The sequence below is a fragment of the Bradyrhizobium sp. BTAi1 genome (assembly GCF_000015165.1).
Lineage (GTDB): Bacteria > Pseudomonadota > Alphaproteobacteria > Rhizobiales > Xanthobacteraceae > Bradyrhizobium > Bradyrhizobium denitrificans.
The window spans coordinates 2,946,395-2,965,566 of the sequence record NC_009485.1 but is presented as its reverse complement, the minus strand read 5'-3'; the positions used below and the strand labels follow the sequence as shown (position 1 = coordinate 2,965,566).

The 19,172-nt window shown below is 65.2% G+C and carries 14 protein-coding genes; 11 read left to right on the top strand and 3 right to left on the bottom strand.

Features of this window, described 5'->3' with window-relative positions:
• Window positions 1-277: 277 nt before the first annotated feature.
• The 10 genes from BBTA_RS13315 (at window position 278) to BBTA_RS13270 (ending at window position 12,324) form a co-directional block, all read left to right on the top strand.
• Complete coding sequence (locus BBTA_RS13315) at window positions 278-1,876, top strand: ABC transporter substrate-binding protein (RefSeq protein ID WP_012043006.1); 1,599 nt, start codon at window positions 278-280, stop codon at window positions 1,874-1,876.
• 106 nt (window positions 1,877-1,982) lie between these two features.
• Window positions 1,983-2,963 (top strand): ABC transporter permease, encoded by a 981-nt coding sequence (locus BBTA_RS13310; protein WP_012043005.1) that lies wholly within the window; start codon window positions 1,983-1,985, stop codon window positions 2,961-2,963.
• 2 nt (window positions 2,964-2,965) lie between these two features.
• Window positions 2,966-3,934, top strand: coding sequence for an ABC transporter permease (locus BBTA_RS13305; RefSeq protein ID WP_012043004.1), 969 nt, complete (start codon window positions 2,966-2,968; stop codon window positions 3,932-3,934).
• A 30-nt stretch (window positions 3,935-3,964) separates the two neighbouring features.
• Window positions 3,965-4,948, top strand: coding sequence for an ABC transporter ATP-binding protein (locus BBTA_RS13300; protein WP_012043003.1), 984 nt, complete (start codon window positions 3,965-3,967; stop codon window positions 4,946-4,948).
• Window positions 4,945-5,952 carry an ABC transporter ATP-binding protein gene (locus BBTA_RS13295; protein WP_041750615.1) on the top strand — a complete coding sequence of 336 codons (1,008 nt, stop codon included), beginning with the start codon at window positions 4,945-4,947 and terminating at the stop codon, window positions 5,950-5,952. Before BBTA_RS13300 ends, BBTA_RS13295 begins: the two co-directional genes overlap by 4 nt.
• Window positions 5,953-6,086: 134 nt before the next feature.
• Window positions 6,087-7,889, top strand: a complete 1,803-nt coding sequence (locus BBTA_RS13290) for a gamma-glutamyltransferase family protein (protein ID WP_012043001.1) — start codon at window positions 6,087-6,089, stop codon at window positions 7,887-7,889.
• Window positions 7,890-7,902: 13 nt separating this feature from the next.
• A complete protein-coding gene (locus BBTA_RS13285) occupies window positions 7,903-8,613 on the top strand; it encodes a DUF1028 domain-containing protein (protein WP_012043000.1) in 711 nt (236 codons plus the stop codon).
• A gap of 121 nt (window positions 8,614-8,734) precedes the next feature.
• Window positions 8,735-10,207 carry an ABC transporter substrate-binding protein gene (locus BBTA_RS13280; RefSeq protein WP_012042999.1) on the top strand — a complete coding sequence of 491 codons (1,473 nt, stop codon included), beginning with the start codon at window positions 8,735-8,737 and terminating at the stop codon, window positions 10,205-10,207.
• 280 nt (window positions 10,208-10,487) lie between these two features.
• On the top strand, window positions 10,488-11,429 hold the full coding sequence (locus tag BBTA_RS13275; protein WP_012042998.1) for an ABC transporter permease: 942 nt from the start codon (window positions 10,488-10,490) through the stop codon (window positions 11,427-11,429).
• A gap of 64 nt (window positions 11,430-11,493) precedes the next feature.
• The gene (locus tag BBTA_RS13270) at window positions 11,494-12,324 is read left to right on the top strand and encodes an ABC transporter permease (protein WP_012042997.1); all 831 of its coding nucleotides are present in this window, start codon (window positions 11,494-11,496) and stop codon (window positions 12,322-12,324) included.
• 80 nt (window positions 12,325-12,404) lie between these two features.
• Here the strand turns inward: BBTA_RS13270 and BBTA_RS13265 are convergent, their stop codons facing one another.
• From BBTA_RS13265 to BBTA_RS13255, 3 genes are all read right to left on the bottom strand, one after another.
• Complete coding sequence (locus BBTA_RS13265) at window positions 12,405-15,503, bottom strand: MexW/MexI family multidrug efflux RND transporter permease subunit (protein WP_012042996.1); 3,099 nt, start codon at window positions 15,501-15,503, stop codon at window positions 12,405-12,407.
• A 79-nt stretch (window positions 15,504-15,582) separates the two neighbouring features.
• Window positions 15,583-16,773 (bottom strand): efflux RND transporter periplasmic adaptor subunit, encoded by a 1,191-nt coding sequence (locus BBTA_RS13260; protein ID WP_012042995.1) that lies wholly within the window; start codon window positions 16,771-16,773, stop codon window positions 15,583-15,585.
• Window position 16,774: 1 nt separating this feature from the next.
• Window positions 16,775-17,461 (bottom strand): TetR/AcrR family transcriptional regulator, encoded by a 687-nt coding sequence (locus BBTA_RS13255; protein ID WP_041751425.1) that lies wholly within the window; start codon window positions 17,459-17,461, stop codon window positions 16,775-16,777.
• A 279-nt stretch (window positions 17,462-17,740) separates the two neighbouring features.
• Between BBTA_RS13255 and BBTA_RS13250 the strand changes: the two genes are divergently transcribed.
• Window positions 17,741-18,970, top strand: coding sequence for a cytochrome P450 (locus tag BBTA_RS13250; protein ID WP_012042993.1), 1,230 nt, complete (start codon window positions 17,741-17,743; stop codon window positions 18,968-18,970).
• The last annotated feature ends 202 nt before the right edge of the window (window positions 18,971-19,172 follow it).

Sequence of the window (19,172 nt, the reverse complement as noted above, 5' to 3'; positions counted from 1 at the left end):
GTTTAGGCTTCAACAAACCGGACTTGTGTGGCGCTGCTGAACTCTGGCAACATGCTGACATCGAGGTGCCGCGGGTCCGAAGGCGCCGCTCGGCGCAGCCCTTGGAAGCAGTTCTTCCGGTGCGGCATCAGACTTGCAAGCACATCGCCCGGCGTCCTGTTGCTTCTTGAAGTTCGTGCAAGAGGCGCTGCAGAACTCACGAACTTCAAACAAGGCAGGCCGGATGCGATCTGTCCCTGCCGAGAAAACAAGCGTCAAACGCGGAGAATTTGAACATATGTCGGGACGCAAATCCCTGCTCATTGCGGCGGCCGCCATCCTCGTTGGCCTCGCGGGGCTGCCGGCCTCGGCCCAGACCCTGCGCTATGCCAACCAGGGCACCCTCAAATCGCTCGATCCCTATACTTTCAAGGAATCGACCACGATCGCGCACCACGCCCACGTTTATGAGGGTCTCACCGCCCGTGACAAGGATCTCAAGATCATTCCTGCGCTGGCCGAGAGCTGGGAAACCCCCGAGCCGACCCGCTGGCGTTTCCACCTGCGCAAGGGCGTCAAGTTCCACAATGGCGAACCGTTCACCGCCGATGACGTGATCTTCTCCGCCGACCGCGTTCGCGCCACCGGCTCGAACTTCCTCTCCAACGTTCCGCCCGACGCCAAGTTCGTCAAGATCGACGACTACACCGTCGACGTGAAGCTCGATGCGCCCAATCCCATCCTGATCTCGCAATGGGATACTTGGTACATCATGAGCAAGAAGTGGTGCGAGGAGAACAACTCCGTCGCGCCGACCCCGGTGTCGGCAACGACACCGAGCTACGCGGCACTGCACGAGAACGGCACCGGCCCCTTCATCATCGAGAGCCATCAGCCCGGTGTGAAGACGGTGTTCAAGGTCAATCCGAACTGGTGGCGCAAGCCGGAGCACAACATCAAGGAGATCGTGTTCACCACCATCTCCTCGGACGCCACCCGCGTTGCGGCGCTGCTGTCCGGCGAGGTCGACATCATCGAGCCGGTGCCGGTGCAGGACATCGGCCGCGTCGATTCGAGCCCCAATGCCCAGGTCCTGAAGGGACCCGAGCTGCGCACGATCTTCCTCGGCATGGACGAGAGCCGCGACGAGCTGCTCTATTCGAACGTCAAGGGCAAGAACCCGTTCAAGGATATCCGTGTCCGCGAGGCGTTCTACAAGGCCATTGATGTCGAGCTGATCAAGACCCGCGTGATGCGCGGCCTGTCGACGCCGTCGGCGCTGATGATTGCACCTGAACTGTTCCCGCTGTCCAAGGAGTTCACCAGGCCGAAATACGATCCGGACGGCGCCAAGAAACTGCTGACAGAGGCCGGCTATCCCGACGGCTTCGAAGTCGCTCTGGACTGCCCGAACGACCGCTACGTGAACGACGCCGCCATCTGCCAGGCGGTGGTCGGCATGCTCGCCCGGATCGGGGTCAAGGTGAACCTCAACGCGCAACCGAAGGCGCAGTATTTCGCCAAGGTGCTGAAGCCGGGCGGCTACAACACCTCGTTCTTCCTGCTCGGCTGGACCCCGTCGTCGATGGACGCCCACAATGTGATGCACGACATCATGGGCTGCCGCGAGGATCCCAAGGACCCAACCCGCGGCGAGGCCAATCTCGGCAATTACTGCAACAAGGAGTTCGACGCCCTGACCGACAAGGTCCTGGTCGAGACCGACGCCGCCAAGCGCAATCAGCTGATCAAGCAGGCGTTCGAGATCGGCATCAAGGACTACGGCTATATCCCGGTGCACCAGCAGGCCGTGGCCTGGGGCGTGTCCAAGAAGGTCAAGATTGCGCTGCGCGCCGACAACCTCGTGCTGATGTACTTGGCCACCAAGACCGAGTAGGATTCCGACCATCTCAAGTCCCGGAAAGCAGAACTGCTTTTCGGGACTTTTCATTTCTCGCGACAGGTGCTACCCGCCGCGCGATCGAAGGGACTGAAAGGACCAGATGCTCGCCTTCACGCTTCGCCGAGCAATTCAGGCCATCGGCGTCATGATCGCCGTCGGGATCATCGCGTTCGCCATGTTCCGCTTCGCCGGCGACCCGGTCAGCCAGATCGTGCCGATCGACGCCTCCGCCGCGGAACGCGCCCGCGTCCGTGAATCGCTGGGCCTGGACGATCCTTTCATCGTGCAGTTCGGCCGCTATCTGTTCGACGCCGCGCAGTTCAAATTCGGCGTGTCCTATCAGTTCCGGCAGCCGGTCTCCGATCTGCTCAAGGAGCGCATGCCGGCGACCCTGGAGCTCGCGATCTGCGCGACCATCCTCGCGCTGTTCTTCGGGATCATCATGGGCGTGTTCTCGGCGCTGCGCCGCGACTCGCTGATGGCCAAGCTGTTCCAGATGGTGTCGCTGATCGGCATTTCGCTGCCGACCTTCCTGATCGGTATCCTGCTGATCTATCTGTTCTCGGTCACGCTCGGCTGGCTGCCCTCGTTCGGCCGCGGCGACGTCGTGAAGATCGGTTGGTGGACGACGGGTCTGCTCACCGCCTCCGGATGGAAGGCGCTGATCATGCCCTCGATCACGCTCGGCCTGTTCCAGATGACACTCATCATGCGGCTGGTCCGCGCCGAGATGCTGGAGGTGCTGCGCACCGACTATATCCGCTTCGCCCGCGCCCGCGGGCTGACCACCCGCGCCATCCATTTCGGCCATGCCCTGCGCAACACGCTGGTTCCGGTCATCACCGTGGTCGGCCTGCAATTCGGCTCGGTGATCGCGTTCTCGATCATCACCGAGCAGGTGTTCCAATGGCCGGGCATGGGCCTGTTGTTCGTGCAGGCGGTGCAGAATGTCGACATCCCGATCATGGCGGCCTACCTGATGATGGTGTCGCTGATCTTCGTCACCATCAATCTCGTGGTTGATATCCTCTACACCGTGGTCGATCCGCGCCTGCGCGCGACCATCAGCCGCCCGGCCTGATCATGAGCGACGCCGCCCTTCCCCACCCCACGCCCGTCCAGGCCCCCCACACCGTCAAGAATGGCTGGCTCAAGCGCGCGCTCGCGAGCGACCTGTTCTATTCGTTCCGGCGTTCGAAGCTGACGGTGGTCGCGGCCGTGATCACGCTCATCTTCTTCCTGCTCGCTGTCTTTGCGCCCGTGCTGTCGCCGCAGAATCCGTTCGATCCGGCGCAGCTGCAACTCCTGAACTCGCGCATTTCGCCGCTGTGGACCGCCGACGGCCAGAGCCCGTTCTTGCTTGGCACCGACGAGCAGGGCCGCGACGTGCTCTCGGCCATCCTCTACGGCCTGCGGATCTCGCTGATCGTCGGCATTCTCGGCGTGGTGTTCTCCGGCGCGCTCGGCATCGCGCTCGGCCTGATCGCCGGCTATTTCGGCGGCCGCGTCGACACCGTGATCATGCGCATCGCCGACGTGCAGCTCACCTTCCCGCCGATCCTGATCGCGCTCCTGGTCAACGGCATCGCCAAATCGGTGTCCGGCAATCATCTGGAATGGTTGAGCATGCTGGCCGTCCTCGTGCTGGCGATCGGCCTGTCGTTCTGGGTGCAATATGCGCGCACGGTGCGCAGCTCCGTCATGGTCGAGAAGAACAAGGACTATGTCGCCGCCGCGCAACTGATCGGCCTGCCCGCGCCGGTCATCATGCTGCGTCACGTGCTGCCCAACACCACCGGCCCCGTGCTCGTCATCGCGACCATCAATCTGGCGCTTGCGATCATCACCGAGGCGACCTTGTCGTTTCTCGGCTCCGGCATGCCGGAGACGATGCCCTCGCTCGGAACCCTGATCCGGATCGGCAACAACTACCTGTTCGCCGGCGAATGGTGGATCGTCGCCTTTCCCGGCCTCGCCCTGGCCGGGCTGATCCTCGCCATCAACCTGCTCGGCGACTGGCTGCGCGACGCCCTCAACCCGAAACTGCGATGATCCCGTTCATGCGTATGAAGGTCTGACCTGATGACCGCCCCCGTTCTGTCCGTGCGCAATCTGCAGGTCGAGTTCGAAACAAGGCGCGGCATGCTGCGCGCGATCGACAGCGTCTCCTACGACATCGCCAAAGGCGAGGTGCTCGGCGTGGTCGGCGAATCCGGCGCCGGCAAATCCGTCACCGGCCTCGCCGTGATCGGCCTGATCGATCCGCCCGGCCGCATCTCGGGCGGCGAGATCCTGCTGTCCGGCCTGCGGATCGACAACCTCCCGCCGGAGGAGATGCGCAAGGTGCGCGGCAAGCGGATCGGCATGATCTTCCAGGATCCGCTGACCTCGCTCAATCCGCTGTATCGCGTCGGCGACCAGATCATCGAGACCATCAAGACCCACACCAACCTCACCGACCAGCAGGCGCGCAAGCGCGCCATCGACCTGCTCGCCGAGGTCGGAATCCCCGCCCCTGAGAAGCGCATCGACGGCTATCCGCACGAATTCTCCGGCGGCATGCGCCAGCGCGTCGTGATCGCGCTCGCGCTGTGCGCCGAGCCGGAGCTGATCATCGCCGACGAGCCGACCACCGCGCTCGACGTCTCCGTGCAGGCGCAGATCATTTCGCTGATCAAGCGGCTCGGCCGCGACCACGGCACCGCCGTGATGCTGGTGACCCACGACATGGGCGTGATCGCCGAGACCTGCGACCGCGTCGCCGTGATGTATGCCGGTCGCGTCGCCGAGATCGGCCCGGTGCAGGAGGTCATCAAAAACCCGCTGCACCCCTACGCCAAGGGCCTGATGGGTGCGATCCCGACGCTCGCGGGTGAGGACAAGCGCTTGGTGCAGATCCCGGGCGCGATGCCGCGGCTGTCCGCGATCCCGCCCGGCTGCTCGTTCAATCCGCGCTGCAGCTCCGCCTTCGACCGCTGCCGCGTCGACCGGCCGGAGCCGCTGCGCCAGGGCACGCAGGCAGTCGCCTGCCATCTGTATGATCGCGCGACGGAGACCGCGGCATGAGCGATTTTGTCGAGGTCAGGAATCTGCGCCGGGTGTTCGACGTGTCGAAACCCTGGCTGAACCGGGTGATCGAGCGGCAGCCGCAGGAGTTTCTCAAGGCGGTCGACGGCGTCAGCTTCGGCATTCGGAAGGGCGAGACCTTCGCGCTGGTCGGCGAGTCCGGCTCCGGCAAGACCACGGTCGCGCGCATGGTGGTCGGGTTGCTGGCGCCGACCTCCGGCGAGGTCATCATCGACGGCGTGTCGATGAGCGAAGCGCGCCAGGCCCAGGTGCGGCGCAAGCTGCGCCGCCGCATCCAGATGGTGTTCCAGGATCCGTATGCGAGCCTCAATCCGCGCTTCCGCGTCGACAGCATCATCGCCGAGCCGATCCGCGCCTTCAACGTCATCGAGGGCGAGCGCCAGATCAAGGACCGCGTCGGCGAGCTGCTGACCCTGGTCGGCCTGCATCCGGATGACGGGCAGAAATTCCCGCACGAATTCTCCGGCGGCCAGCGCCAGCGCGTCGCGATCGCGCGGGCCCTCGCCTCCGAGGCCGACTTCATCGTCTGCGACGAGCCGACCTCGGCGCTCGACGTGTCCGTGCAGGCGCAGATCCTCAATCTGATGCGCGACCTGCAGGACAAGTTCGGCCTGACCTATCTGTTCATCAGCCACAATCTCGCGGTCGTGCGCCACATGGCGAGCCGCATCGGCGTGATGTATCTCGGCCGCATCGTCGAGATCGCGGAAGGACGCACGCTCTTCAACGATCCGCGCATGCCCTACACCAAGATGCTGCTCGGCGCGGTGCCGGATCTGTCGATGTCCGGCCGCCAGCGCATTCCGGTCAAGGGCGAGATTCCAAACCCGATCAATCCGCCTTCGGGCTGCACCTTCAACCCGCGTTGTCCGATGGCGTTCGATCTGTGCCGTCAACAGGCCCCGGAGCTGATCGGCGGCGTCGCCTGCCACGTGGTGAACCAGCCGGTCACGACGGCCGTTCCGACGGCATCGGTTGCGTGAAGCCCTCAGATGTAAATGGGGTCGTCATTGCGAGGAGCGAAGCGACGAAGCAATCCAGAGTCCCGCCGAAATCCTGGATTGCTTCGCTTCGCTCGCAATGACGGTGAATGTTTAGGATAGAAAGAAAGGGCCCCATGAGCTTCATCAATCCCGATCCCTTCACGACCCGCCCCGAGATCGACGGCACCTTCGGCGTCGTCACCTCCACGCATTGGCTCGCCACTGCGGTGGGCATGGCGATGCTGGAGCGCGGCGGCAATGCCTTCGACGCCGGCGTTGCTGCGGCCTTCACCCTGCAGGTCGTCGAGCCGCATCTCAACGGACCCGGCGGCGACGTGCCGATCATCCTGCACGACGTGAAGCGCGGACGCACCGAGGTGATCTGCGGTCAGGGCCCGGCGCCAGCAGGCGCCACCATCGCGCACTACAAGCGCGAAGGCCTCGACATGGTGCCCGGCACCGGGCTGCTGGCGGCCTGCGTGCCCGGCACCTTCGAGTCCTGGATGCTGCTGTTGCGCGACTACGGCACGATGCGGCTGCGCGACGTGCTGGAGCCGGCGATTGGTTACGCGCGCGACGGCTATCCGCTGGTCGAGCGCGTCTCGGCGACCATCCAGACCGTCGAGCAGCTGTTCAAGACACATTGGCCGACTTCAGCAGCGCTCTATCTGCCCCATGGCGAGGTACCGAAGCCAGGCACGCTGTTCACCAATCCGCAGCTCGCCGAGACCTATGCGCGCATCCTCAGCGAAGGCGAGAGCGCGGGCGGCGACCGCGACGCGCAGATCGAGCGGGCGCGCAAGGCGTGGTCGCAGGGCTTCGTCGCCGAGGCGATCGACCGCTTCTGCCGGACGCAGGAGGTCATGGACGTCTCGGGCACGCGCCATAAGGGCGTGCTGACCGCCGACGACATGGCGCGCTGGCAGCCGAGCATCGAGGCGCCACTGACCTATGAGTACGGCCGCTACACCGTTTGCAAGGCCGGCGTCTGGAGCCAGGGCCCGGTGCTGCTGCAGCAGCTCGCGCTGCTCAAGGGCTTCGCGCTCGACGGTCTCGACCCGACCGGTCCCGATTTCATCCATTGGCAGATCGAAGCCGCCAAGCTGGCGTTCGCCGATCGCGAGGCGTTCTACGGCGATCCGAACTTCGCCGACATCCCGATCCAGACGCTGCTGTCGGATGCGTACAATGACGAGCGGCGCAAGCTGATCACCGAGAAGGCGTCGCTGGAGCTGCGCCCTGGCAAGCTCGACGGCTACGGCGCCAAGGTGCAGTTGCGCGAGGCGCAGGGCCATCGCGAGGCCGTCGGTGCAATGGGCTCGGGCGAACCCACCGTGGGCCGCTTCGGCGAGGTGCGCGGCGACACCGTGCATTTCGACATTATCGACCGCGACGGCAACATGATCTCAGCGACCCCGTCCGGCGGCTGGCTGCAATCCTCGCCCGTGATCCCCGAGCTCGGTTTCTGCCTCGGCACGCGCGCGCAGATGTTCTGGCTCGAGGAGGATCATCCGGCCGCGCTGGTTCCGGGCAAGCGGCCGCGCACCACGCTGTCGCCGACCATGGCGCTGCGCGATGGCGAGCCCTACGTCGCCTGGGGCTCGCCCGGCGGCGACCAGCAGGACCAGTGGAACACGCAGTTCTTCCTGCGCCACGTTCATGCCGGCATGAACCTGCAGGAAGCGATCGACGCGCCGGCCTGGCACTCCGAGCATTTCCCGATCTCGTTCTGGCCACGCACCGCGCGGCCCGGCGTGCTCGTGGTCGAGAACCGCGTCCCCAAGACGACCGTCGAGGAGCTGCGCCGCCGCGGCCATGTCGTCGAGGTAGGGCCCGACTGGTCGGAGGGCCGCCTCACCGCGGCCTCGCGTGTCAGCCGACGCCGTCGCGCCGCCGCCAATCCGCGTGGCATGCAGGGCTACGCCGCCGGACGATGACAGCGAGACGCCGATGACCTGGTCGATCATTGCCAAGGACGACACAACCGGCCAGATCGGCATCGCCGTCGCCACGCGCTTCTTCGCCGTCGGCGCGCGCGTTCCGTTCATCGTCGCGGGCCACGGCGGCATCGCCACGCAGGCGCTGGTCAATCCGTACTACGGCATCGACGGCGCGACGCTGCTGCGCGACGGCCGGCATCCGCGCGAGATCGTGCAGTTGCTGACGGCGGCCGATCCCGGCCGCGAGAGCCGGCAAGTCCACATCCTCGACCGCAACGGCCAGATCGCCGCCCACACGGGCCACGACTGCATCGACTGGTGTGGCCATCTCGAAGGCCAGGGCTTCTCGATCGCGGGCAACATGCTGGCTGGTCCGCAGGTGCTGAACGAGACCGCGAACGCCTTTCTCGCGAACAGCACTCTCCCCTTCGCCCGGCGCCTGATCGCGGCGATGCAGGCTGGCGAGGCCGCCGGCGGCGACAAGCGCGGCAGACAATCGGCGGCGCTCGTCATCCACGGCAAAGAGGAATGGGCCGAGCTCGATCTGCGCGTCGATGACCATGCCGATCCGCTCGCCGAGCTCGAACGGCTGGAGAGCGTGAGCCGCAAGCATTGGGCGGTGTTCCGGCAGTTCATGCCGACGCGCGAGAATCCAGCCGGCATCACCGATCGCGCGACGATCGACGCCGGCATCGCGGCTGCGCTCGCGAACCAGACATGAGCGGCCGGAAGGACGGCGCATCACCGGGGTTGGTATGAATGGTGCAACAACGCAGGCGGCATGGCCGAGGGGTAATCGGATGATGAGGAACTGGTGCTTGGCCGCAACCGCGGCTGTTGTCATGGCCTCGTGCGGGGCGACCGCGCAGGCACAGACCACGTTGCGCATCGGGCTCGCCGAGGATGCCGACATTCTCGATCCGACCATGGCGCGGACCTATGTCGGCCGCATCGTCTTCGCCGCTGTCTGCGACAAGCTGTTCGACATCGACGAGAAGCTGAACATCGTGCCGCAGCTGGCGCTGTCGCACGAGACCTCCGCCGACGGCAAGGACGTCACGATCAAGCTCCGCCCCGGCGTGAAATTTCACGACGGCGAGCCGTTCGATGCCGAGGCGGCAAAATTCTCGCTCGACCGCCACCTCAGCATGCCCGGCTCGTTCCGCAAGCCCGAGATCGCCTCGCTCGATCATGTCGAGGTGGTCGATCCCCTGACGATCAAGCTGGTGCTGAAGACGCCGTTCTCGCCGCTGCTCGCCCAGCTCACCGACCGAGCCGGGATGATGGTGTCGCCGAAGGCGGCCAAGGAGGCCGGCGACAAGTTCGGCCTGCGCCCGGTCTGCGCCGGCCCCTACAAGTTCGTCGAGCGCGTCCAGCAGGACCGCATCGTGTTCGAGAAGTTCGCCGACTACTGGAACAAGGACAACGTCTTCATCGACAAGATCGTCTATCAGCCGATCGTCGACGCCACGGTGCGGCTGGCCAATCTGAAATCCGGCAGCCTCGACATGATCGAACGGCTGCTCGCCACCGACATCAAGGATGTCACGAGCGACAAGCGGCTGAAGCTGTCGACCGCAACCAGCCTCGGCTATCGCGGCCTCACAATCAACATCGGCAAGGACAAATCCAAGGGGGCGCTGAGTCAGTCCGCCAAGGTCCGCCAGGCGCTGGACTTGGCGATCGACCGCGAGGCACTCAACCAGGTGATCTTCAACGGCGAGTTCAAGCCCGGCAACCAGTTCGTCAATCCCGAGAATCCGTACTACCAGACCGCCTTCCCGGTGCGCGGCCGCGACGTCGAGAAGGCCAAGGCGCTGCTGAAGGAAGCCGGCGTGACGCCGCCGGTCGCGGTCGACTTCATGGTGTCGAAGGAGAGCGAGAGCGAGGCTGCGGCCCAGGTGCTGCAGGCGATGGCCGCCGAGGCTGGTTTCGATCTGAAGATCCGCATCACCGAGTTCGCGACCTCGCTGAAGCAGGCGGAAGCCGGCGAGTACCAGGCCTTCATGCTCGAATGGAGCGGCCGCAGCGATCCCGACGGCAACGCGTTCAACCACCTGCATTCAGGCGCGGCGCTGAACTACAGCGCCTGGAGCAATGCCGCGGCCGACAAGGCGCTTGAGGATGCGCGGCTCGTGTCCGACATGGCCAAGCGCAAGGCGATTTACGAGACCTTGGTGCGCGAGCAGCAGGCGGATGAGCCGATCCTCTACCTCTATCACCGCAAGTTCCTGTTCGCGCAGACCACCAGGCTCGAAGGCTTCAAGCCGATGCCGGACGGCCTGCTGCGCGTGGTCGGACTGAAGCTGAAGTGAGCGGTCGGGCGGCTCCTGTTCGTTCGAACGCGCAACCGGCGCGGCAAGCTCGCTCTGCTCCCTCCCCCCTTGTGGGGGAGGGCTGGGGTGGGGAGTGCCACGCATTCCGACCTCGCTTGCACAAAAAGATGCAGAGCCGTCACGACCAAAGATCCTGGCGATTAGTGACTCCGTCATGCCCGGGCACGTCCCGGGCATCCGCGTCGTTCCCAGCGTGCCGAACGACGTGGATGGCCGGGACAGGCCCGGCCATGACGACCTGCAGACAGGCGAGCGCATCATGTTGACCTTCCTCGCCCGCCGCCTCGCCCAGATCATCCCGACGCTGATCTTCGTCTCGATCCTGATTTTCTCGCTGCAGCAATTGCTGCCCGGCGATCCTGCCCTCGTGATGGCCGGCGAGGAGCGCGATCCGGCTGTGATCGAGCAGATCCGCAAGCAATATCGCCTGGATCAGCCGCTGCCCGTCCAATATGGCTACTGGATCAAGGGCGTGCTCTCAGGCGATTTCGGCGAGTCGCTGCGCATCAAGATGCCGGTGCGCGACCTCATCCTGCAGAAGCTGCCGGTGACGCTGCAGCTCGCATCGATGGCGATCGTGATCGCGTTCCTGATCGGCATTCCTGCCGGCATCATCTCCGCGGTAAAGCGCGGGACCGCGTGGGACTATGCCGCCAACCTGTTTGCGCTGTGGGGCATCTCGACGCCGAATTTCTGGCTCGGCATCATGCTGATCTTCGTGTTCTCGATCCAGCTCGGCTGGCTGCCCGCCTCCGGCTATGTCCCGCTGGCCGAGGACTGGCGCGCCAGCCTCGCCGCCACCATCATGCCAGCCTTCGTGCTCGGCAATGCCATCGCCGCGATCCTGATGCGTCACACCCGCAGCGCGATGCTGCAGGTCCTGGGCAGCGACTACATCCGCACCGCGCGCGCCAAGGGCATCTCCGAGCGCCAGGTCATCCTGCGTCACGCGCTGCGCAATGCCTTGACGCCGGTGATCACGCTGGGGGCGCTCGAGCTCGGCACGCTGCTGTCCGGCGCCGTGCTGACCGAACAGATCTTCTCGATCCCCGGCTTCGGCAAGCTGATCGTCGATGCCGTGTTCAATCGCGACTACGCCGTCGTGCAGGGCGTCGTGCTGGTCACCGCCACCGTCTACATCATGCTGAACCTGATTGCCGATCTCGCCTACGTCCTCGTCAACCCGCGGCTGAGGAGCTGAGATGGCCGAGACGATGCTGTCAGCACCGCAAGGCGCCCGCGCCCTCGCCCCGCTCGAACGGCCAATGCAGCGCGCCTGGCGCCAGCTCGTCAAGCGCAAGGGGGCCATGGTCGGGCTCGGCCTGATCGCAGCCTTCATCCTGCTCGCCGTAGCAGCGCCGCTGGTGGCGCCCTACGATCCCCTCAAGACGAGCTGGACGCTGGTCCGCAAGGCGCCGTCGGCGGCGCATTGGTTCGGCACCGACGATCTCGGCCGCGACGTCCTGGCCCGCGTCCTCTACGGCGCGCGCGCCTCGCTGCTCGCCGGCGCCATCTCGGTCGTCATCGCGCTGTCGATCGGCGTGCCGATCGGCATGATCGCAGGCTACCGCGGCGGCTTCGTCGACGCCCTGATCAGCCGCATCACCGACGCGATGCTGGCCTGCCCGTTCCTGATCCTGGCGATCGCGCTGGCCGCGTTCCTCGGTCCGAGCCTCGGCAACGCCATGATCGCGATCGGCATCTCCGCGACCCCGATCTTCGTCCGACTGACCCGCGGCGAGGTGCTGAACGTCAAGGTCGAGGAGTATGTCGAGGCCGCGCGCAGCGTCGGCGACACCGACCTGCAGATCGCGGTCAGGCACATCCTGCCGAACATCATGCCGGCGCTCTTGGTGCAGGCGACCTTGTCGGTCGCCGCCGCCATCATCGCCGAGGCGGCGCTGTCGTTCCTCGGCCTCGGACAGCAGCCGCCGGCGCCGTCCTGGGGCAGCATGCTCAACGCCGCCCAACGCTTCCTTACCAACGCGCCCTGGATGGCGATCTGGCCGGGACTTGCGATCTTCCTCGTCGTGCTGTCGCTCAACCTGCTGGGTGACGGCCTGCGCGACGCGCTCGACCCGCAGCAGGAGCAGTAGGACGGCCCTCTTTGCCCCAAAACAAAACGGCGGCTGCCGAGGCTGCCGCCGTTGATGTCGCGGAACCAGGACTCGCCGTCTCAGCTCGCCTTCAGCGCATGCTCCGGCTCGGCGTCGAACTGGGCGATCTCGCGGGCGCGCTTCGACTTGGCGGCGGCCTGGTGATCGGTGGCGATGACGGTGTAGACGGCCGGCAGCACGAACAGCGTGAACAGCGTGCCAATCGACATGCCGGCGACGACGACGAGGCCGATCGAGAACCGGCTGGCCGCGCCGGCGCCGGACGCCGTCAGCAGCGGGATCAGGCCGGTGACCATCGCCGCCGTGGTCATCAGGATCGGCCGCAGGCGGATGCGCGCGGAGGTTTCGATCGCGGTCCGGCGGTCCACGCCTTCCTTGAGCTGCAGCTCATTGGCGAACTCCACCATCAGGATGCCGTGCTTGGTGATCAGTCCGACCAGCGTCAGCAGACCGACCTGGGTGTAGATGTTCATCGTCGCAAGTCCGAAGAACAGCGGGATCAGCGCGCCGACGATCGCCATGGGCACGCTGATCATGATCACCAGCGGATCGCGCAGGCTCTCGAACTGCGCCGCCAGCACCAGGAAGATGATGATCAATGCGAAGCCGAAGGTGATCGCGAGCTGATTGCCTTCCTGGACGTATTGACGGGCGTCGGCGAGGTAATCGTGGCTGAAGCCCGACGGCAGGTTCTTGGCCTGCTTCTCCAGGAAGTCGACCGCCTGGCCGACGGTGACGCCCGGCATCGGCACGGCCGAGAAGGTCGCCGAGTTGAGCTGGTTGAAATGCGTCAGCGAGTTCGGATCGGTCGCGGTCTCGATGGTGACCACCGTCGACAGCGGCACCTGCTGGCCCGCGGCGGTCGCCACATAATAACCCGACAGCGAGTCCGGCGACAGCCGCTTGTCGCGCGGCACCTGCGGGATCACCTGGTAGGAGCGGCCTTCGAGATTGAAGCGGTTGATGTAGTTGCCGCCGAGCAGCACCGCCAGCGTGTTGCCGATCGACTGCATGGTGATGCCGAGATCGGAGGCCTTGCTGCGGTTGATCCAGACCTTGACGACGGGCTGGTTGAATTCGAGATCGCTGTCGGAGACGATGAAGATGCCGCTCTTGCGCGCGGCGTCCTTCAGCTTGGCCATCTGCTCATAGACCGCCTGGAAGCCGCTGGTCGAGCTGATCACCATCTGCACCGGCAGGCCGCCCGGGCCGCCCGGCAGCGCCGGCAGGTTGAAGGCGAAGGCGTTGATGCCCTCGATCTTGGACAGCTCCGCCTGCACCAGCGGTTTCAGCTTGATCGAGGAGCGCGTGCGCTCGTCCCACGGCTTCAGCAGCATGCCGGCGAAGCCGCCCTGCGGGCCGTTGATGCCGTTCAGCACAAAGCGCAAATCGGTCTCGGGGAACTTCTGGAACACCTTGTCGAGCTTGTCGGTGTAGAAGTTGATGTAGTCGATATTGGCGTATTTCGGCGCCTTGGTGATCGAGAACACGATGCCCTGATCCTCCTCCGGCGCCAGCTCCTTGGACGTGTGCATATAGAGGAAGCCGACGAGACCGAGGATCGTGACCGCGAACAGCGCCGTCACCGGCCGGTAGTCGAGCGAACGGTCGAGCTGCCGGCCGTACCAGCGGGTCATCGCGCCGAACACGCGGTTGACGATCCGCGCGAAGCGGCCCTCCTCGGCGCTGCGCAGCAGCACCGAGCACATCATCGGCGACAGGGTCAGCGCGATGACGCCCGACACGATGACGGAGCCCGCGAGCGTGAAGGCGAATTCGCGGAACAGCGAGCCGGTGAGGCCGCCGAGAAAGCCGATCGGCGCGTACACTGCGGCCAAGGTGATCGTCATCGAGATGACCGGGCCGACGATCTCGCGCGCGCCCTGCAGCGCCGCCTGGACGGGCGCCCTGCCCTCCTCCAGATGGCGGTGGATGTTCTCGACCACCACGATGGCGTCGTCGACCACGAGACCGATCGCCAGCACCATGGCCAGCAAGGTCAGCAGATTGATGCTGAAGCCGAGCGCCAGCATCATCGTGCAGACGCCGATCAAGGACAGCGGGATCGTCACCACGGGAATGATGACCGAGCGCAGCGAGGCCAGGAACAGGAAGATCACGACGATGACGATGAGCACGGCCTCGCCGAGCGTGTGCTCGACCTCGTCGATCGACGACTGGATGAACTTGGTGGAATCGTAGGCCACCTTCATCTTCATCGACGGCGGCAGGTTGCGCTCGAGATCGGGGAACAGCGCACGCACGCCCTTGACGATGTTGAGCGGGTTGCCCTGCGGCGTCGCGTCGACGCCGATGAAGATGGCGCGCTCGCCGTTGAAGGCGACGCTGGCATCGGTGCTCTGCGCCGCGAGCTCGACGGTGGCGATGTCCTCCATGCGGACGAAGCCGCCGTCCTTGGCCTTGACGATCATCCGCTTGAACTGGTTGACGTCGGTCAGGCCGGTATTGGTCGTGACGTTGGAGACGATGAAGTAGCCCTTCGCCTGTCCGGCGGCGGATTGGAAGTTGTTGGCGGAGATCGCGGCGGCGACATCGGCCGGCGACACGTTACGGCCGGCCATCTTTTCCGGGTTGAGCCAGATCCGCATCGCGAAGGTCTGGCCGCCGAGAATGTTGGCCGCGGCGACGCCGTCGACGGTCGACAGCACCGGCTGCACCACGCGCGTCAGATAGTCCGAGATCGCCGAGCCCGACAGCTCCTCGCTGGAGAAGCCGAGATACATCACCGACGTCGTCTGCCCCGTGCTCTTGGTGACGATCGGGTCGTTGGATTCCCTGGGGATCAGATAGCGGACCGAGTTCACCTTGGCGAGCACCTCGGTGAGCGCCTGGTTCGGATCGAAATTGAGCTTGATGAAGACCTGGATCGTGCTGGTGCCCTGCACCGAGGACGAGGTGATGTAGTCGACGCCTTCGGCCGACGCGACCGCCTGCTCCAGCGGCGTCGTGATGAAGCCCTGGATCAGATCGGCGGAGGCGCCGGGATAGACGGTCGTGACGTTCACGACCGTGTTCGACAGCTTCGGATATTGCCGGATCGGCAGCTCGAACGCGGCACGCAGGCCGAGCAGCAGGATGAGCATGCTGACCACGAGCGACAGCACTGGCCGCTTGATGAAGATATCGGTGAAACGCATCGCGGCAATCTCGTCAGCGGGAGGCAGATGATGCCCGCGCGGGCCGCTTCACAGCGGCCTCGGCGGGCATTTGGTTCGATCAATAGCGCGGCGGCTTGGCGGGCACCGGCGGCGGCGGATCGGTCGAGATCGCGACCGCGGCACCGGACTGGATCTTGAGCTGGCCGACGGCAACCACGCGGTCACCCTCCTTGAGCCCCTTCAGGATCACGGCGCGACCGTTGATGCGGTCGCCGGTCTGCACATAGGTCCGATCGGCCGTCAGCGTGGTCTTGCCGTCGTCGGTCTTCTTCTCGTTGATCACGAAGACCGAGTCGCCATAGAGCGTATAATCGACCGCCGTCTCCGGAACCGTCAGCACCGGCGGCTTGTCCGGCAGCACCACGGTGGTGGTCGCGAACATGCCGGGCTTGAGGATGTGATCCGGATTCGCGATCGTCGCCTGCACCCGGATGTTGCGCGTGTCGGTCGCGATCTGCGGCTCGATGGTGGTGATCTTGCCCTCGAACACCTTGCCCGGATAGGCGTCGACGCCGACGCGCACGGTCTGGCCGACCTTCAACTGACCGCTGTCCTTTTCGGTCACCGTGAAGTTGACCCACAGCTCCGACAGATCGGTCAGCGACACGATCTGGGTGCCGGCGCTGAGATATTGGCCGACCTCAACCTTGCGGACGCCGAGGTCGCCATCGAACGGCGCGCGCACCAGCTTCTGCGCGATCAGCGCCTCGGTCTTGGCGATGCCGGCCTGGGCCTGGTCATAGGCGGCCTGGGCCTGATCGACGGTCGCCTGCGGTCCGAACTGGCGCGAGGCGAGCTGCTTGGCGCGATCGAGCGACAGCTGCGCCACGGTCACCTGGGCCTTGAAATTGGCGAGGTCGCCCTGCTCCGGCGCATCATAAAGCTGCACCAGCGGGGTCCCCTGCTTCACGGTTGTGCCCGGCGTGAACATGATGTCGGTGATGCGGCCCGAGGCATCCGAGGTTACGTTGACTTGATGCACGGCGGCGAGATCGCCGACGGCGGTCAGGAGGTTCGGCACAACCTCTGCGGTCGCGGTGGCCATGCTGACATTGATCGGCGGCGGCTTCATGTTCGCGAAGAACTGCGCGATCATCTTGTCGCGGAACATGTTGAACCACACGAAGCCGCCGACCAGCGCCGCGAGCAGGATGGCGACGATGGTGAACCAGAGCACCGGGCGGGTGCGCTTGCGCGGCTTGTCGTCGATCGGCTTGCCAGAGAGCTTGGGTTCCGTCGCGATGTTCATGTCATGCACTTTCTGCCGTCGCCGGCCGGGCCGGAGGTTGCGACAATTCGTGGTCGAGATAGCACGCAATCGCGGCGTCGGTCAGTCCGATGCCGCGCAGAATGAACTCACTGAGCTGGCGCTCCAGGCTCGCCGCGGTTCCATAGGATAGACACGGGGTCGATGGAAGCCGCGTCAACGCCGCCGTCAACACAGTGTGATGCGCGAACCAGAATAGATCGCGCGGTGCAGCCGCAAGTCGTACGGCATCACCTGACGCCACGGCGCTGTCCAGGGAGTCAACGAACTTCGCGCCGATCAGATCATCGATTTTCGTATAAAGCAGCCTGGCGAATTCGCCATCGTCGAGATGGCTGGTGATCATCAGCCGCAGCCGCTGTTCCTCTTCCTCATTGGCGCCGTCGGCCGTGCTGAGAAAGTGCCGGACCATGCCGGCCATCAGCTTGACCAGCGTGACCGTCGAAGGCTCCTGTCCCAGCAGCAGCTCGAAATCGGGATCGGCCTCGCACTCTTCGGCCAGGATCTCTGCATAGAGCGCAGCCTTCGAAGAGAAGTGCTTGAACAGCAAGGCTTCCGAGATCGCGGCAGCGGCGGCGACGCTCTTCGTCGTGGTGCCGACATAACCATGCCGCGCGAAGCAACGCTTCGCCGCGCCAAGGATCAACTGCCGCCGCAGGTCGCTGGTCATGCGCAGAGTGGACATTACGCGTGAGTAAATACTCACTTGATCTATGTCAAGAAACACGCCGCAACGCAGCAGCAGTCCTGGGCCAAGTCCCTGACATTTCGAGACATATCTCGGCGCCACCGAAGGCAATAAAATACCTTCAATCAAGGCGGTTGTGCGGCAAGGCCTGCGACGCCTACCCAGCTCGGCTGTGCAGACCCCGCGCCGCGCGTTTTCTTCTGTGGCGGACCGTGCGACGGTCGCAGCGACAAGAGCAAGAACCGGCCGGGAGGACCATCGATGAATGACGCCGCTGCGCTCGCTGCCGATTTCGATCTGGAGAGCCTGACGCCCGCCTTCTATGCCGATCCCTACCCCACCTATCGCGCGCTGCGGCAATATGCGCCGGTCAAGCGCCTGCGCAACGGCTCCTATGTTCTCACCCGTTACGACGATCTGGTCACAGCCTACAAGGCAACGAAGACGTTCTCCTCGGACAAGACGCGCGAATTCGCGCCCAAATACGGCGCATCGCTGCTGTATGAGCATCACACCACGAGTCTCGTCTTCAACGATCCTCCGGCGCATACGCGCGTCCGCCGCCTGATCATGGGAGCGCTGTCGCCGCGGGCGATCGCCGAGATGGAGCCCGCTCTGATCGCGCTGGTCGACGGACTGCTGGACCGGATCGCCGCCGAGGACCGGTGCGAGTTGATCGAGGATTTCGCCGCGGCGATCCCCATCGAGGTGATCGGCAATCTGCTCGGCGTCCCGCACGAAGAGCGCGGACCCTTGCGCGACTGGTCGCTGGCCATTCTCGGCGCGCTGGAGCCGGTGGTGTCGGAGGCGCAATTGTCGCGCGGCAATCGGGCGGTGAAGGCGTTTCTCGCCTATCTCGAAGGCCTCGTAGCGCGCCGCCGCGCGGCGCCTGGCAATCCCGAGCGCGACGTTCTGACGCGGCTGATCCTGGGCGAAGCGGATGGCGAGCGCCTGAGCGAGAAGGAGCTGTTGCACAACTGCATCTTCCTGCTCAATGCCGGCCACGAAACCACGACCAACCTGATCGGCAACGGCCTCGTGCTGCTCTGCGAGCATCCTGCCGAGCGGCAAAGGTTGATCGATGCTCCCAGCCTGATCCGCACCGCCGTCGAGGAGATCCTGCGCTATGAGAGCTCGAACCAGCTCGGCAATCGCATGACGACCGAGCCGGTCGAGCTCGGCGGCGTGAAGCTGGAGGCCGGCACCTCGGTCACGCTGTGCATCGGCGCCGCCAACCGCGATCCCGCGCAATTCGAGGACCCCGAACGCTTCGACATCGGCCGCCTCGCCAACCGCCACCTCGCCTTCGGCACCGGCGCACATCAATGCGCGGGCATGGCGCTGGCGAGACTGGAGGGCGCGGTGGCGATCTCGCGGTTTTTGGCGCGGTTTCCGAACTATCAGCTCGACGGCGCGCCGGTGCGGGGTGGACGGGTGAGGTTTCGAGGGTTTGCGAGCGTGCCGTGCAGGATTGGCGTCGGAGGCGGATGAGACTGCCGCTGAGCCGCGTGAGCGCTCGCAAAATTGAGTCCGCAGGGCGGATTATTTTGGTGCGAACGAGATCAGGAGCAGGCGCGTCATTGCCTCGCTTCCGCTCGTCAAAAGACGACTTGCGGGCGATGGAGGCTTGACTTCAAGACCACCGACGTCCCGGGGATGCGGCAAGGAACCCCACCCCGGGGGCTTTGATGGC

Bases quoted from the DNA above. Each gene is read 5' to 3' on its own strand.
- BBTA_RS13315 (WP_012043006.1), top strand. From the start codon at position 278: ATGTCGGGACGCAAATCCCTGCTCATTGCGGCGGCCGCCATCCTCGTT.
- BBTA_RS13310 (WP_012043005.1), top strand. From the start codon at position 1,983: ATGCTCGCCTTCACGCTTCGCCGAGCAATTCAGGCCATCGGCGTCATG.
- BBTA_RS13305 (WP_012043004.1), top strand. From the start codon at position 2,966: ATGAGCGACGCCGCCCTTCCCCACCCCACGCCCGTCCAGGCCCCCCAC.
- BBTA_RS13300 (WP_012043003.1), top strand. From the start codon at position 3,965: ATGACCGCCCCCGTTCTGTCCGTGCGCAATCTGCAGGTCGAGTTCGAA.
- BBTA_RS13295 (WP_041750615.1), top strand. From the start codon at position 4,945: ATGAGCGATTTTGTCGAGGTCAGGAATCTGCGCCGGGTGTTCGACGTG.
- BBTA_RS13290 (WP_012043001.1), top strand. From the start codon at position 6,087: ATGAGCTTCATCAATCCCGATCCCTTCACGACCCGCCCCGAGATCGAC.
- BBTA_RS13285 (WP_012043000.1), top strand. From the start codon at position 7,903: ATGACCTGGTCGATCATTGCCAAGGACGACACAACCGGCCAGATCGGC.
- BBTA_RS13280 (WP_012042999.1), top strand. From the start codon at position 8,735: ATGGCCTCGTGCGGGGCGACCGCGCAGGCACAGACCACGTTGCGCATC.
- BBTA_RS13275 (WP_012042998.1), top strand. From the start codon at position 10,488: ATGTTGACCTTCCTCGCCCGCCGCCTCGCCCAGATCATCCCGACGCTG.
- BBTA_RS13270 (WP_012042997.1), top strand. From the start codon at position 11,494: ATGCAGCGCGCCTGGCGCCAGCTCGTCAAGCGCAAGGGGGCCATGGTC.
- BBTA_RS13265 (WP_012042996.1), bottom strand. From the start codon at position 15,503: ATGCGTTTCACCGATATCTTCATCAAGCGGCCAGTGCTGTCGCTCGTG.
- BBTA_RS13260 (WP_012042995.1), bottom strand. From the start codon at position 16,773: ATGAACATCGCGACGGAACCCAAGCTCTCTGGCAAGCCGATCGACGAC.
- BBTA_RS13255 (WP_041751425.1), bottom strand. From the start codon at position 17,461: ATGACCAGCGACCTGCGGCGGCAGTTGATCCTTGGCGCGGCGAAGCGT.
- BBTA_RS13250 (WP_012042993.1), top strand. From the start codon at position 17,741: ATGAATGACGCCGCTGCGCTCGCTGCCGATTTCGATCTGGAGAGCCTG.